Origin of the sequence: Paenarthrobacter sp. YAF11_1 (assembly GCF_052113445.1) — a bacterium.
In the GTDB taxonomy this organism is placed as follows: domain Bacteria; phylum Actinomycetota; class Actinomycetes; order Actinomycetales; family Micrococcaceae; genus Arthrobacter.
The window spans coordinates 68,706-84,390 of sequence record NZ_JBFRDF010000012.1 but is presented as its reverse complement, the minus strand read 5'-3'; the positions used below and the strand labels follow the sequence as shown (position 1 = coordinate 84,390).

The following is a 15,685-nucleotide window of genomic DNA, read 5'->3' as shown; positions in this document are numbered from 1 at the left end:
GACCCCATGATCAAGTTCATTGCGAAAAGACTGGGCAGCGGTCTGGTGGTGTTGTTCGTCGTCTCGGTCCTCACCTTCACCCTGCTCTATACCTCCAGCGGAAGTATTGCCCAGAACATCCTGGGTGATCAGGCAACACCTGAACAGGTGGCTTTGAAGGAACAGGAGCTGGGACTCGACCAGCCGCTCTTTGTCCGTTACTTCGCCTGGTTGGGCGATGCCCTGACCGGCAACCTTGGAGCCTCCTGGTTTACCTCGGAGCCGGTGGCCAACTCGCTTGCCACCCGCATCCCGGTGACCATGACCATGGTCTTCACCGCAATGATCCTGATCGCCATCTGCGCCGCACTGATCGGTGTTGCCGCAGCCGTCAAGCGCGGCTGGGTGGACAGGGTGGTCCAGATTGGCGCGATTGTTGGGGACTCCATCCCCGGCTACGTGATCGGCGTGTTCCTGGTAACCATCCTGGCCATCCAGCTCGGCTTCTTCCCCGCCACCAGCACCATCTCCCCGGAGGTGGGTCCGGAGGCCTGGGTCTACTCTATGACCCTCCCGGTCATAGCACTGCTGATCAACGGCGTGACCGGTGGCGCGCAGCAAATCCGGTCCGCCGTGATCAAGCAGCTTGAGCGTGACTACGTCAGGACGCTGCGCAGCCGCGGCATCGGGGAGCGTGAAATTCTCTTCAAACATGTGCTGCGCAGCGCCGCACCGGCAGGCCTCACCGTCTTGAGCCTGCAACTGATCGGCATGCTGGGCGGTGTGGTGATCATCGAGCAGATCTTCGCCCTCCCGGGAATGGGTCCGCTGGCCGTCGCCGCTACCACTCAAACCGATCTTCCCGTCGTCATGGGAGTGGTGATGTACACCGTGGTGGTGGTCATCGTCGTGAACCTCCTGGTGGACATCCTCAATGGCTGGCTCAACCCGAAAGTACGTGTGTCATGAGCGATTCCGTAGATTCAGCAGCAGTAACTGCGGCCGGAGCCGGCCTTGCGGCCAAGCCGGGGTCAGGCCAAAGCGGCACGGTGGTCCGTTCCACCGTCCTGCGCCGCCTCCTGAAGAACCCCATGGGCATCGCCTCACTGGTGATCCTGCTGACCATCGCTGCGCTGGCCATCCTCGCCCCGGTGATAGCGCCTTTCGAAGAGAACTTCGCCAACATCTCCAAGACTCTGGCAGCCCCTGACTCAGTGAACATCCTGGGTACTGACAGTGCAGGACGCGATACGTGGAGCCGCCTGCTCTTCGGCGCCCAGCTGACCTTGTTGTCCGCGTTGCTGTGTGCCGGCGTGGCCATTGCCATCGGACTCCCGGCCGGCCTGATCGCCGGCTACTACGCCGGCAAGTTCGAGGCCGTCTCCAACTGGGTAGTCAGCATCCTCATGAGCCTGCCCGGCCTGATTGTCCTCCTCACCATCCGCGCAGCGTTCGGCCCGTCGGTATGGATCTCCATGATCGCGTTCGGTGTCCTGATCAGCCCGTCCTATTTCCGGCTCACCCGCACCGCCGTGCAGTCGGTCCGGAACGAGCTCTATGTGGACGCTGCCAGGGTCTCCGGCTTGTCTGACCTGAGCATCATCGCCCGCCACATCTTCTCGGTGGTCCGGGCGCCGATCATCATCCAAACCGCGGCCATCGCCGGTGTTGCCATCGCCATCCAGTCCGGGCTCGAGTTCCTGGGCTTGGGCGATCCCACCAAGGCAACGTGGGGCGTCATGCTCTCCGAGGGCTTCAAGAACGTCTACCTCACGCCCACCCTGCTGCTCTGGCCGGCACTGGCCATGGCACTGACCATCGGCGGACTGGTCCTGCTGGGCAACGCCATCCGCGACGCCCTGGAAGACGGCGAAAAGATCAAGCACCGCAAGAAGCGTCCGGTGGCAACAGCTGAAAGCACGAGTTCTTCTGCAAGCACGACGGCGGACCCCGCCAAGGCGCGACAGTCACGGAAGTCCGTGGCCGCCGTCGACGTCGGAACAGAGCACCACCTGGTCAAGGTGACCAATCTCGGCGTCGGCTATCCGCAGGCTGACGGTTCCATCAAAAAGGTAGTGGACGACGTTTCGTTCCACGTGGACCGCGGCGAAATCCTCGGCATCGTTGGCGAATCGGGCTCGGGCAAGTCCCAGACCGCGTTCTCCATTTTGGGCCTGCTGCCGGACAACGCACGGATTGTGGGCGGTTCCATCCAGTTCGACGGCAACTACACGGTGGCTCCGGGCGATGACCGCGTCAGTCAGGAAAGGTTGTCCAAGCTGCGCGGAAAGCGGATCTCCTACATTCCGCAGGAACCCATGAGCAACCTGGACCCGGCCTTCACCATCGGCTACCAGCTGGTTACGCCCATGGTCCGTGTCCTCGGAATCTCCAAGGCCGAAGCCCGCCAGCGTGCGCTCAAGCTGCTCACCGACGTCGGTATTGCCAACCCGGAGCGAACCTTCAACGCTTACCCGCACGAGGTCTCCGGCGGCATGGCCCAGCGCGTATTGATCGCTGGTGCCATCAGCTGTGAACCGGACCTGGTGATCGCTGACGAACCCACCACGGCGCTGGATGTCACCGTCCAGGCGGACGTGCTGGACCTGCTCCGCGAGCTGCAGCAGCGCCTGAACATCGGCGTGATCCTGGTGACCCACAACTTCGGAGTCGTTGCCGATCTGTGCGACCGCGTGGCCGTGATGCAGAACGGGCGGCTGGTGGAAGAAGGTACTGTCCGCGAGATCCTCCGGAACCCGAAAGAGCCGTACACGCAGACCCTGTTGGGGTCCATGCTCGAAGGAAAGACCCCCATGACCATGCTTGTATCGAAGGACAAGGAGCCTGTCGCATGAGTGCCACAGCGAAGTCCCCGCTCCTCGCAGTGCAGAATCTGGTGGTGGAGTACCCCAGCAAGCGGTTCCGGGCCAAACCTTTCCGTGCCCTGACGGACATCAACATCACCATCGGCCAGGGGGAGACCCTGGGCCTGGTGGGGGAGTCCGGCTCGGGCAAGACCACGCTTGGCCGTGCCGTCCTGGGCCTCGCGCCCGTCACCGCCGGAAAGGTGATCTTCGAAGGCAACGACATCAGCAACGCGTCCCGCAAGGAACGCCGGACGCTGAGCCGCGATCTTCAAGTGGTGTTCCAGGACCCCTACACCTCGCTGAACCCGGCGCTGGAAATCGGCGACATCCTCGCTGAACCCCTGGGCGTGCAAGGCATGGAGCCTGCAGCGGCCAAGAAACGCGTCAAGGAACTGCTGGACCAGGTAGGGCTGCCAACCGACGCCATTCACCGCCTGCCCCGCGAGTTCAGCGGCGGCCAGCGCCAGCGCGTTGCGATCGCCCGGGCTCTTGCCCTGTCCCCGAAGCTGATTGTCTGTGATGAGCCGGTGAGTGCCCTTGACCTCTCCACCCAGGCCCGTGTGCTGGACCTCTTCCTGCAGATCCAAAAGGACACCGGCGTTTCATACCTGTTCGTGTCCCACGACCTCGACGTCGTCCGGCACATCAGCCACCGCGTCGCGGTCATGTACCACGGCGAAATCGTGGAGCAAGGCCCCGCCGAGGTGGTCACCCGCGATCCCGAACATCCCTACACGCAGCGGCTTTTGCTCGCCTCGCCCGTGCCCGATCCTGACCGGCAGGAACAACGCCGGGCAGACCGGCACCGCTTGCTCGCCAACCAACACAGCCAAATAGAACAGCAAGGTGCCGTGGCCTGAACGGCCCTGCACCTATCACACATCCCAGGGTCCGGAAGGGCCCGGAAACCCCGGAGGAAAAAGTGGCCACAATAGGCGTCCAAGCCATGATGCTGAAGGACAGTTTTGCTGACGTTGGAGCGTTCGAAACGCTCCGCAAGGTCAGTGCGATCGGTTATAACGCCGTCGAGATTTCCCAAATCCCGATGACTCCGGAGAACGTGGGTGAACTGGACCGTTCCCGCACGGAGTTGGGCATGGACATCGCAGCGCTTTCGGTCAATATCGAAGGCCGCAAGGGCATGCCGGTGGAATCACTGGCGGACAACTTCGACAAGATCGTGGACGATGCCAAGCGCCTGGACTCTTCCTTGCTGCGCATCGGGATGCTTCCGTTCGGGGCCATGAGGTCCCTGAACTCGGTGGTTGAGTTCGCCAAGCAGGCCAACGGCTACGCTGAACGCCTTCAGGAGCACGGCATCAGCCTGTACTACCACAACCACCACATTGAGTTCGCGAAGTTTGACGGCAAGTACATGCTGGACATCATCGCCGAGAACTCCCCGGCCATGGGCATGGAAATCGACGTCCACTGGGTCCAGCGCGGTGGTTTGGACCCTGTCCGCACCCTCGAAAAATACGCGGGCAAGACTGCCATGGTGCACCTCAAGGACTACAGGATCGGTCAACTGCCGGAATCGTCCTTCGGGCTCCTGGAGAAGGGCGATTTCCCCGGGTTCATGGCCGAGTTCCGCAATGTGGTGCAGTTCGCCGAAGTGGGAGAGGGCAACCTGGACTTCGCGTCCATCGTTCCTGCCGCCGTGGCCGCGGGTGCCAGGTACCTCCTGGTGGAGCAGGACGAGCTCTATGGGCGCACCGTATGGGATGCACTTCAGACCTCATACGACAACCTGGTGGCCATGGGCCACGCCGACCTTTTCTAGATTTCAACAAGTTTCAGTTTTCAACACGGGAGATTGCAGTCATGAGCAAGAAAGTACGCCTCGGCATCATCGGCTTGGGCCAGCAGGGCGGCGCCTACGCCAAGTTCATCGCCGACGGCCTCGTGCCGAACATGGAGATCGCCGCCATCTGCGACGTCGATCCCGCCAAGAAGGAGCTTGCCGCTTCCCAGTACCCGGATGTCCCGTTCTTCGAGGACTACATCGCCATGCTGGAGAGCGGTTCCGTGGACGCGATCGTCACCTGCGTTCCGCATTTCCTGCACCCGGAGATGGGCATCGAGACACTCAAGCGCAACATCCACGCCTTGGTGGAGAAGCCAGCCGGCGTCTACACCAAGCAGGTCAAGGAGCTCAACGAGTTCGCGGCCTCCAAGCCGGAACTCTCCTTCGGCATCATGTTCAACCAGCGCAACAACCCGCTGTACAAGAAGCTCAAGGAAATCGTCGATAACGGCGAAATCGGCAGCATCCGGCGTACCAATTGGATCATCACCAACTGGTGGCGTCCCCAGGGCTACTACAACTCCAGCGAATGGCGCGCCACCTGGGGCGGCGAAGGCGGCGGCGTTTTGGTCAACCAGGCACCGCACCAGCTGGACCTCTGGCAGTGGATCTGCGGCGTCCCCAAGTCCGTGTACTCGAAGGTGGCGTTCGGCTTCCGCCGCGATATCGCCGTCGAGGATGAGGTTACCGCGGTAGTGGACTATGGCAACGGCGCCACTGGCGTTTTCGTGACGGCCACCCACGACATTGTGGGAACAGACCGGTTCGAAATCCTGGGCGACCAGGGCAAAATCGTGGTGGAGGGCAGCAAGGTTGCCACCGTCACCCGCTTGGTCAAGCCGGAACGGGACATCAGCGACTCGATGGGCATGGACGATGTCCGCAAGCTCTTCATGGGCCAGCTGAACCGCGACGAGCTCTACACCAGCGAGGTCATTGAGTTCGAGTCCGTCTGGGGCGGCCAGCACGCAGGGGTCCTGGAGAACTTCGCTGCCAACATCCTGGACGGTACGCCGCTGCTGGCCCCGGGGTCCGATGGCATCAACGGTGTCCGCCTGGCCAACGCCATCCACCTCTCAGCCTGGACCGGCAAGGAAGTATCGCTGGACTTTGATGAGGACGAGTTCCTGCAGGAGCTCAACAAGCGCATCGCTGAAGAGGGCAAGTTCCCGGAACGTTCGTAGTTTGTGTGTGGCGCCCTCTCGTGTCCAGCGGTGTCCAGCGGGATGTGAGAGAGCGCCGCGGTTTTTGGGTAGGGATGTGAGAGAGCGCCGTTGGGTGTCCGGACCACCAGCACGCTCGCTCACGTCCCGTTGCGTTTTGGGGATCGCTCGCTCACGTCCCGTTGCGTTTTGGGGATCGCTCGCTCACGTCCCGTTGCGTTTTGGGGATCGCTCTCTCACGTCCCGTTGCCTTTTGGGGATCGCTCGCTCACGTCCCGTTGCGTTTTGGGGATCGCTCTCTCACGTCCCGGATGTCATACCTTGGCAACCGGCCTTTTTTGTTGCCAAGCGGTCTACGATGGAGCGGTGACTGACGTGACGAGCACTGGAACAGCATCCACCCCCACCAAGCGCGGCCGGGGGGATAAGTCCTCTGCCACGATTTACGACATCGCGAAGCTGGCGGGCGTGAATCCCTCCACTGTGTCCCGCGCGCTGAGCAAGCCTGGCCGTGTCAGTGCCAAAACGCAGAAGATCATTGAGGACGCGGCTGCGGAGCTGAATTATCAGGTCAATCCGTTCGCCCGGGCACTGCCCACGGGCCGCACCCAGACCATTGGGCTGATCGTCGCGGACATCACCAACCCCACGTTCTTCGACATCATCCGCGGCGCTGAAACCACCGGATCCGCCCGCGATTACACGCTGGTTCTGGCTGAGTCCGCCGAGTCGCCGGAGACTGAAGTAACCGCCGCCCGGCGCCTGCTGAGCACCGTGGACGGACTCATCCTGGCCAGCCCCCGCATGGACGATGACCACATCCGAGCCTTGGCCGCGGACAAACCCGTCGCCGTCATCAACCGCGAGATCCAAGGCGTTCCGTGCGTGGTTCCGGACGTCAACAAGGGCATCAGCGAAGCCGTGCGCAGCCTGGCCGCCAACGGCCATGAAAAGCTCGCGTACGTCGCTGGCCCCAAGCAGTCTTGGATGACGGCCCGCCGTTGGGAAGGCGTCAAAGCCGCCGCCGAATGGTCCAAGCTCAGCGCGGTGCGCCTCGAGTCGTCCAAACCAACGGTCGACGGCGGCCGTCAGGTTGCGCGCGACGTCCTGGACAGCGGGGCGACGGCGGTGATCACCTACAACGACCTCTTGGCCATTGGCTTGATGCAGGAATTGCAGGCCGGCGGCATGCGCGTTCCGGACCAGATCAGCATTGTTGGCTTCGACGACATCTTCGGCGCCGATTTCACTACCCCGGCCCTGACCACGGTCCGCTCGCCGTTGGGGGAGTGCGGCACCCGTGCCGTGACTATCCTGCTGGACATGCTCCAAGGCCAGGACGCCCCAAGCGAAGCTGTCCGGGTGGAAACGGAACTCGTGGTGCGCGGGTCCAGCGGACGGCTCCTCGCCTGACTTCAGCACCCCGCTGCACAGCAAGATGCAACAGAGTGGCAATTTTTGGCAACCGGTTGACAAAGGTTGGGCTGGACCCCCAAGATTGACCTATGTCACAGTCCATCGCAGCACACCCTGACAGGCTCCTGCCCGCAGATCCCGGGACGCGCAGCATCGCGCGGTCCTTGCTGGAGCGCGTCCAGGACCTGCCCATCATTTCCCCGCACGGCCACGTTGACGCCGCAGTCATCGAGCAGAACACGCCGTTCCCCGATCCTGCAGCGCTCCTGGTCAGCCCGGATCACTACGTCACCCGCCTGATCCACGCCAACGGTGTTCCGATGGATCAGTTGCTGGCCGGCACAGCGTCCGCCCCGGAGTCCCGGGAGATCTGGCGACAGTTCGTTGAAGCCTGGCCGCTGTTCGAGGGCACGGCCTCCGGGTATTGGCTGCGCACCCAGTTCAACGATGTGTTCAAGCTCGGGGCCGAGCTCAGTGAGTTGCCAGCGGACGCAAGCTACGACGCGATCGCCGCGAAGTTGGTAGAACCCGACTTCCGCCCGCGGCAACTCTTCAAGGACTTCAACATCGAGGTCCTCGCCACCACGGATGATCCGCTGGACAGTCTGGCCAGCCACAAAGCACTCACCGAAGATCCGAGCTTCAACGGCCGCGTCCTCCCCACGTTCCGCCCGGACGCCTACCTGAATGTGGCCCACCCCAGCTGGAGTGCCAACGTCGATCGGCTCATCGGGACCGCGGCCGATGGCGCCACTGGCTACGCCGGCTACATCGCCGCCCTGGAAAACCGGCGTCGTTATTTCGTAGAGCATGGCGCGGTATCGGCGGACCATGGCGTCCGCACCCCCGCCACCCTCAAACTTGATGAAGCGGAAGCGGAAGCGCTCTTCGAAAAGGCACGCTCCGGCAAGGCCAGTGCGCACGATCGCGACGCGTTCGAGGCCCACATGATGTACCAGATGGCGCGCATGTCCGTGGAGGATGGCCTGGTCATGACCATCCACCCGGGTTCGTACCGCAACCACCACGAACCTACGTTCACTGAGTTTGGTGCCGACACTGGTCACGACATCCCGTTCGCCGTGAACTACACCGAGGCCATCCGTCCGTTGCTGCAGGACTTCGGCACGGCCAAGGACTTCCACCTGGTGCTCTTCACCCTGGACGAGACAGTGTTTTCCCGCGAATTGGCGCCGCTGGCCGGCTTCTACCCGTCTGTGTACATTGGCGCCCCGTGGTGGTTCCTCGATGCGCCCGACGCCATGTTGCGGTTCCGCTCAGCCGTCACTGAGACCGCCGGTTTCTCGCGCTCGTCAGGCTTCATCGATGACACCCGCGCCTTCTGCTCCATTCCGGCACGGCATGACGCCTCCCGCAGGATCGAAGCGTCCTTCCTCGCGCGCCTTGTAGCCGAGCACCGCGTGACTGAAGACCGCGCGCACGAGCTGATTCTCGACGTCGTCGATTCCTCGCCACGCAGGGTGTTCAAGCTATGACCGCCGCACTGCCGCGCCTCAACCGCGACGTTGCGCCAAACCCCAAAGCTCCCGTCCGCATAGTGCACCTGGGCCTCGGCGCCTTCCACCGTTCGCATCAGGCCTGGTTCACGCAGCACGCCGGCGACGCGGGAGAGTGGGGCATCGCCTCGTTCACAGGACGACGCCCCGACGCCGCCGATGTCCTGGCAGGGCAGGACGGTTTGTTCACCGTGGTGGAGCGCTCCGATGCGGGCGACTCGTTCGAGGTAGTGGGCAGCATCGTCGAAGCCGTGGATGGCGCCAACGTCGGCCGGTTGGTTGAACTGGTCGCCGCGCCGCAGACCGCTGTGGTCACCCTGACCATCACCGAAGCCGCTTACGGACTCGGCGCCGACGACGTCCCGCTGCTGGTTTCGGGCGCACAGCCCACGACGCCGTTGGGCCGCTTGGTCTTGGGCCTCGCCGCACGTAAGGACGCCGACGCCGGCCCCCTCGCCGTCGTTTCGTGCGACAACCTCTCGGAAAATGGAAACGTAGCCCGGGATGGCGTGCTGGGTATTGCGAGAGAATTCGACGGCGGCCTGGCCGCCTGGATCGAGGCGAACGTGAGCTTCGTGAGCACGTCCGTTGACCGGATTACGCCCCGACCAACCGCGGATGACGTCGCCCTGGTGAGTGAAAAGTGCGGCTACCGGGACGACGCTCCCGTGGTCACCGAACCGTTCCGCAACTGGGTACTGAGCGGAGACTTCCCTGCGGGCCGCCCGCGGTGGGAGGATGCCGGGGCTGTCTTTGTGGACGACATCGAGCCCTACGAAAACCGCAAGCTCTGGCTTCTGAACGGTGCGCACTCGATCCTGGCCTACGCAGGACAGCTTCGTGGGCACACCACCGTTGCTGAAGCTTTGGCTGATCCGGTGTGCTCGCAGGCTGTGGAGGAGTTCTGGGACGAAGCATCCCGCCACCTCACCGGCGACGACCTGCGCATTCCCGAGTACAGAGCGGCCTTGCTGGATCGCTTTGGCAATTCGCGTATCGCGCACCATTTGGCCCAGATCGCCATGGACGCCAGCACCAAGCTGCGCATGCGCGCCGTCCCTGTACTCCGGGCCGAACGCGCAGCAGGGCGAACCGGTGAAGCTGCGGCAAGGATGATCGCGGTGTGGGCTGCGTACGTGGAGTCGAACCCCGGCCTGCAGGACCCTCAGTCTGGCGCGGTGGCACAGGCCAACCAGCTTTACGGCCTTGACCGCATTGCTGCCCTGGTGTCGTTGCTGGATGGTGGGCTCTCCCGAGATTCCGGGGTTGTGAAGCTCATCGAGGAGCTTAGTGCCGGTTTTGTACCCGCGGCGGAGCATGCCGCCGCAAGTGGTTCCGGCGTAGGAGCTACCGCGTAGGACTTCTTCCTGATTCAGCGCCCGTTGCTGGCCCAGGTTGTCAGGATTTCCCCGGCAACCTGGGCCGCCGGCGTTTAACACAGCCGATCCCACGCGTTGTGGGGCCCGCTGTGCGTGCCTTGGCGTGTTCTTAAGGCGTAAAGCGGGCCTCACAACGGGTAGAGGTTTGGTGTAAGTTTCAATGAAATGTTGCGGCAACCGATTGCCAAACGCTTGCCAAAGTGACTAGAATTACAACAGCTGCACCACCGATTCCAGAGGTTCCATCTACTGTCGAGTCGGCTTGGACCGCAATGACGCGAAGGGTAAAGGAGCCCGCATTGAAAAAGCTCAGCAAACTCAGCATCGCCGGCTATGGTGCCGGCGATGCCGCCAATAACCTTGCCTTCACCACCGCCACGATGTTCCTGCTGGTGTACTACACGGACGTCGCAGGAATTTCGGCGGCCGCGGCCGGTACCTTGCTGTTGGTGGTGCGGATCTTCGACGCCTTCGCCGATGTCTTCGCTGGACGCATGGTTGACCGCTCGTACAGCAAGCGCTTTGGGAAGTTCCGCCCCTTCATCATGTTTGGTTCCATTCCGCTCCTGCTCCTCAGCGTCGCGACGTTCTCCGTGCCGCAACTGGGCGAGACGGGCACCTTGCTCTACGCCTACGTGAGCTACGCGGCTCTGGGGTTGGCCTATTCCCTGGTCAACATCCCGTATGGCTCGCTGGCCGGGGCCATGACGCAGGATCCCGGGGACCGCGCCAAGCTGGGATCCGCCCGCACGGTTGGTGCACTGCTGGTGGGTTCCGCCCTGGGCATCTTCGTGGCGCCGCTGATCAAGCCGGGCGCTGAACTCCAGGCCACGTTCACTACCATCACGCTGGCTTTTGTGGTGATCGGCGCGGCCCTCTACCTCTTCACTGTCCTCACGGCCAGGGAGCGCGTGCACCGCACGGTCCCCAATGTTTCCTTCAAGCAGAGCATGGACACTCTGAAGACGAATCGTCCGCTGCTCATGCTGTGCCTGAGCTCGTTCCTCTTCCTGACCGGCTACATGGCGTTGTCCTCCGTTCAGCTCTACTACCTCCGCGATGTCCTGGGCCGCTTGGATCTATATCCGGTGCTGGCCATCGTTCAACTGGTCATGACCTTGGCCCTTGCACCTTTGATGCCGCGAATGGTCCGCAGGATCGGCAAAAAGAACGTGTACATCGCTGCCGGAACGCTGTCCATGGTGGGTGGAATTATTGTCTTCTTCTCTCCTTCCTCCATGGTCTGGGTTGGCTTCTCCGGGCTCGTGGTCAGCCTGATGGGCGTCATGGCGGTGAACATCGTGGTGTGGGCCTTGGAAGCGGACACTGTGGAGTACGGCGAATGGAAAACCGGTGTCCGCACGGAGGGAATCACCTACGCGCTGTTTTCCTTCACCCGGAAGACCGGCCAAGCCGTGGGTGGGGCACTTGCCGCCTATTGCCTCGCGGTGGGCGGCTACACGTCAGGCGCCACCCAGAGCGCGGAAGCCATGCAGGGAATCCAGTTCGCCGCCGGGGCCCTGCCGGCCATCATGACCGTCCTGGCGATAGTGGTGATGACCAAGTACAAGCTCACAGATGCGGTGCATGCGCAGATTGTGGGGGAGATCCGTGCGCGCCGTTCTGCGGACGTCAGGCAGGACGCCCCCAAGGGAAATCCTGGAACTCCGGAGGTTGCTGCTGCCGGCCATGCCGCACACGGCAACAAGCCCAGCTAAATAATCCAAAAAGGTTCGGCAACCGGTTGCCACTTGATGCAATCCAACCTAAAATCATACTCAAACCCACCCAGCCACATCCCGAAAGGAAAAGCTGTGAAGATCATTGCCGCTGAAGTCTTTGTGACCAGCCCGTCCCGCAACTTCGTCACCTTGCGCATTACCACGGAGGACGGTGTGACGGGCATCGGAGACGCCACCCTCAACGGCCGTGAACTCGCGGTAGCTGCGTATCTCAAGGAGCACGTTGCGCAGCTGCTGATCGGCAAGGATCCGCACAGGATCGAGGACACGTGGCAGTTCCTCTACCGCAGCTCCTACTGGCGCCGCGGGCCCGTCACCATGGCGGCCATTGCCGCCGTCGACATGGCACTGTGGGACATCAAGGGCAAAATCGCAGGCCTGCCGGTCTACCAACTGCTGGGTGGCGCTTCCCGCAACGGCCTGCGCGCTTACGGACACGCGTCCGGCGCGGACATTCCGTCGCTGTTCGACTCCGTTCGCGAACACCTGGAGTTGGGCTACAAGTCCATCCGCATCCAGACCGCGGTCCCCGGCATCAAGGCCGTCTATGGTGTTGCCGCGCAGGCCCAGGCCTCGGGCGAACGGTACGATTACGAGCCCGCCGGCCGTGGCAACTTCCCGTTGGAAGAGGACTGGGACACCCGCGCCTACCTGCGCCACTTGCCCACCGTTTTTGAGGCAGTGCGCAACGAGTTCGGCCCGGAAATCCCGCTGCTGCATGATGGCCACCACCGCATGACGCCCATCCAGGCGGCCAAGCTTGGCAAGGCCCTGGAACCGTACGACCTCTTCTGGCTGGAAGACTGCACTCCGGCCGAAAACCAAGAGGGCTTGCGCCTGGTCCGCCAGCACACCACCACCCCACTGGCAATCGGCGAAATCTTCAACACCGTGTATGACTTCCAGACCCTCATCAAGGAACAGCTGATCGACTACGTCCGTGCCGCCTCCACCCACTTCGGCGGCATCTCCCCGCTGAAGAAGGTCATGGACTTCGCCGCCCAGTACCAGATCAAGTCCGGCTTCCACGGCCCCACGGACATCTCCCCGGTGGGCTTCGCCGCCCAGTTGCACGTTGGCCTGGCCATCCACAACTACGGCATCCAGGAATACATGCAGCACTCTGACAAGACCAACGAGGTCTTCCAGCAGTCCATGACCTTCAAGGACGGCTACCTGCATCCCGGCGACCAGCCCGGTATTGGCGTTGAATTCAATGAAGAAGCCGCTGCGGCCTTCCCGTACCAGCAGGCATACCTGCCGTACAACCGTCTCGTGGACGGCACGGTTCATGACTGGTAAACCTGCTTCCTCTGAAGGTGGGCACCGCCACCACATCGTGGTGATGGGCGTGGCTGGCTGCGGCAAGAGCACCGTTGGTGCGGCCCTCGCCGAACGCCTCGGCGCTGGATTCCTCGACGGCGATTCGCTGCACCCCCAGGCGAATATCGACAAGATGGCCGCGGGTACTCCGCTGAACGACGACGACCGCGCGCCCTGGCTGGCTGAAATCGGCAGGCGATTCCCGGCGTCGAACTCTGCTCTTGTCATCGCGTGCAGCGCGCTCAAGCGCTCGTACCGGGACATCATCCGCAGCGCCGATCCATCCGTGGTGTTCGTGCACCTGCATGGCACCCGTGAGTTGCTGAATGCCCGCATGTCTGCCCGTCCAGGGCACTTCATGCCGGCCTCGTTGCTGGACTCGCAACTGGCTACGCTGCAACCGCTCGAGGACGACGAAGCCGGGATCGTTGTGGACATCGCATCGCCCGTGGAGGACATCGTGAATGACGTATATGCCGCGCTGACAGGCCAGTCCGCAGCGTCTGCCGGGCCGCACTTGGTGGACTTGGCGGCGGCTCCTTACAACCTGGATGACGCCGCGGTGGAGTGGGTGGAGAGCACCATTGGCTCCATGACGCTGGAAGAGAAGATCGGCCAGCTGTTCATCAACCACAACAACGATTACTCCCCGGCGTACCTCGACGGCGTGCTGGAGAACTTCCATGTGGGCGGTGTGCGGTACCGGCCGGGGCCCTCTTCTGCCGTGCAGGAACACATTCGTTACGCCCAGTCCAAGACCCGCATTCCGCTGCTGATCGCGTCCAATCCGGAGATGGGTGGCGCCGGCAGTTGCGACGACGGCACGTTCGTTTCCACGCACCTGCAGGCTGGCTCGCACCCGGACAAGACCATAGCGCGGCAGATGGGCCAGGTGGCCGGCGTCGAAACTGCCGCGCTGGGCTGCAACTGGGCCTTCGCGCCGATCGTGGATATTCACTACAACTGGCGCAATACGGTCATCTCCACGCGGGCCTTTGGCAACACCCCGGAGGTTGTGGTGGAGCGGGCCAAGGAGTACTTCGACGGCATCAGTGAATCACCCACCATCTGCGCCATGAAGCACTTTCCGGGGGACGGCATTGATGAGCGCGATCAACACGTAGTCACCTCCTACAACACCCTTGGCTACGAGGAGTGGAACGCCAGCTACGGGCACGTCTACCGCGAAATGATCGGCCACGGCGTGCAGTCCATCATGGTGGGCCACATCGGCGCTCCTGAGGTGTCCCGGCACTTCCGGCCTGGCTTGTCGGATGCTGAAATCCTCCCTGCGACGCTGGCGCCTGAGTTGTTGCAGGATCTGCTGCGCGGCGAACTCGGTTTCAACGGGCTGGTCCTGACGGATGCGTCCCTGATGGTTGGTTTGACGCAGGCCATGAAGCGGCGTGACTTGGTGCCTGCGACCATCGCCGCGGGCTGCGACATGTTCCTGTTCTTCCGGAACCCGGAAGAGGACTTCGGGTACATGCTGGATGGCTATAAGTCCGGAGTTATCAGCGAGGGGCGTTTGCAGGATGCCCTGCGGCGCATCCTTGGCCTGAAGGCGAGCCTGGGCTTGCATGTACGCCAGGAATTGGTGCCCCCGGTTGAGGCACTCGCGGTCATCGGCAGTGAAGACCACCGTGCCATCGCTGCCGACATCGCTGACAAGACCGTCACCCTGGTGAAGGACACGGCCCGCAACCTGCCGATCACCCCTCAGACGCATCCGCGGATCCGTCTCTACGGCATCTCCGGTGGCGCCGACTTCACCCGAGCAGATCCTCTCGCCTACCTGGATACCGTCCGGGAAGAACTGGAAGCCGCAGGATTTGAGGTCAGCGTCTTCAGGACCGCGGAACAGCGCGAAGCCGCGGGGGAGGCCGGAATGAACTTCATGCGGGTCCTGTCCGAGGAAGCCACAGGCGACTATGCGGAGCGATACGACGCCGCCTTCGTCTTCGCGAACGTGAAGGGTTTCGCGCAGGAGGCCTCAATCCGGATCAAGTGGTCCTCGCCCATGGCCGCCGAGATCCCTTGGTACGCCACGGAGGTTCCCACGGTGTTTGTCTCCTTGAACCAGCCGAACCACTTGATCGACGTGCCCATGGTCAAGACCGTCATTCACGCACACGCAGCAACGCGTGAGGCCATTCGCGCCACGATCCAAAAGATCCAGGGCAAGTCCGGGTTCCAGGGGACCTTCAACCAGAACGTGTTCTGCGATTCGTTCGACACCCGCCTCTGATTTCCCTGTTCCCAGCAGGGAAGAGTTCCTCCCCGCCATCATGGAGGAGCGATCGAAGCCCGGTACTGCCCACAAGGCGGTGCCGGGCTTTTTCCTGCCATCCGGATGGTTGGCCCTGACCGTCCGGAAATATTGAGGCCGCCAATTGTGAACGCTAACAACGTTTCAAGTCAATAGTCCTGTGAGCGGTTCTGGTCTGCAATCATTTCGTGATCCAAGGCACTTGACCAACGGTATTGTTAGC

11 protein-coding genes are annotated in these 15,685 nt (G+C 62.7%); all 11 read left to right on the top strand.

The window, feature by feature from the left end:
• Nucleotides 1-6: 6 nt before the first annotated feature.
• The 11 genes from AB4Y77_RS17565 (at nucleotide 7) to AB4Y77_RS17515 (ending at nucleotide 15,441) form a co-directional block, all read left to right on the top strand.
• Nucleotides 7-948, top strand: a complete 942-nt coding sequence (locus AB4Y77_RS17565) for an ABC transporter permease (protein WP_026542293.1) — start codon at nucleotides 7-9, stop codon at nucleotides 946-948.
• Entirely contained in the window at nucleotides 945-2,834 is a 1,890-nt protein-coding gene (locus AB4Y77_RS17560; protein ID WP_442014813.1) for a dipeptide/oligopeptide/nickel ABC transporter permease/ATP-binding protein, read from the top strand. Before AB4Y77_RS17565 ends, AB4Y77_RS17560 begins: the two co-directional genes overlap by 4 nt.
• Complete coding sequence (locus AB4Y77_RS17555) at nucleotides 2,831-3,706, top strand: ATP-binding cassette domain-containing protein (protein WP_442014812.1); 876 nt, start codon at nucleotides 2,831-2,833, stop codon at nucleotides 3,704-3,706. Before AB4Y77_RS17560 ends, AB4Y77_RS17555 begins: the two co-directional genes overlap by 4 nt.
• Nucleotides 3,707-3,768: 62 nt before the next feature.
• A complete protein-coding gene (locus tag AB4Y77_RS17550) occupies nucleotides 3,769-4,629 on the top strand; it encodes a sugar phosphate isomerase/epimerase family protein (RefSeq protein WP_442014811.1) in 861 nt (286 codons plus the stop codon).
• Nucleotides 4,630-4,670: 41 nt separating this feature from the next.
• Nucleotides 4,671-5,837, top strand: a complete 1,167-nt coding sequence (locus tag AB4Y77_RS17545; RefSeq protein WP_311211449.1) for a Gfo/Idh/MocA family protein — start codon at nucleotides 4,671-4,673, stop codon at nucleotides 5,835-5,837.
• Nucleotides 5,838-6,182: 345 nt separating this feature from the next.
• Nucleotides 6,183-7,229 carry a LacI family DNA-binding transcriptional regulator gene (locus AB4Y77_RS17540; RefSeq protein WP_442014810.1) on the top strand — a complete coding sequence of 349 codons (1,047 nt, stop codon included), beginning with the start codon at nucleotides 6,183-6,185 and terminating at the stop codon, nucleotides 7,227-7,229.
• 92 nt (nucleotides 7,230-7,321) lie between these two features.
• Nucleotides 7,322-8,728, top strand: a complete 1,407-nt coding sequence (gene uxaC / locus AB4Y77_RS17535; protein WP_311211447.1) for a glucuronate isomerase — start codon at nucleotides 7,322-7,324, stop codon at nucleotides 8,726-8,728.
• Nucleotides 8,725-10,107: a mannitol dehydrogenase family protein gene (locus tag AB4Y77_RS17530; protein WP_442014809.1), complete on the top strand. Its 1,383-nt coding sequence runs from the start codon at nucleotides 8,725-8,727 to the stop codon at nucleotides 10,105-10,107. The genes uxaC and AB4Y77_RS17530 overlap by 4 nt, the downstream gene beginning before the upstream one ends.
• 320 nt (nucleotides 10,108-10,427) lie before the next feature.
• Complete coding sequence (uidB, locus tag AB4Y77_RS17525) at nucleotides 10,428-11,846, top strand: glucuronide transporter (protein ID WP_442014808.1); 1,419 nt, start codon at nucleotides 10,428-10,430, stop codon at nucleotides 11,844-11,846.
• Nucleotides 11,847-11,942: 96 nt separating this feature from the next.
• Complete coding sequence (gene manD, locus AB4Y77_RS17520) at nucleotides 11,943-13,172, top strand: D-mannonate dehydratase ManD (protein WP_442014807.1); 1,230 nt, start codon at nucleotides 11,943-11,945, stop codon at nucleotides 13,170-13,172.
• Complete coding sequence (locus AB4Y77_RS17515; RefSeq protein WP_442014806.1) at nucleotides 13,162-15,441, top strand: gluconokinase, GntK/IdnK-type; 2,280 nt, start codon at nucleotides 13,162-13,164, stop codon at nucleotides 15,439-15,441. The genes manD and AB4Y77_RS17515 overlap by 11 nt, the downstream gene beginning before the upstream one ends.
• Nucleotides 15,442-15,685: the final 244 nt, after the last annotated feature.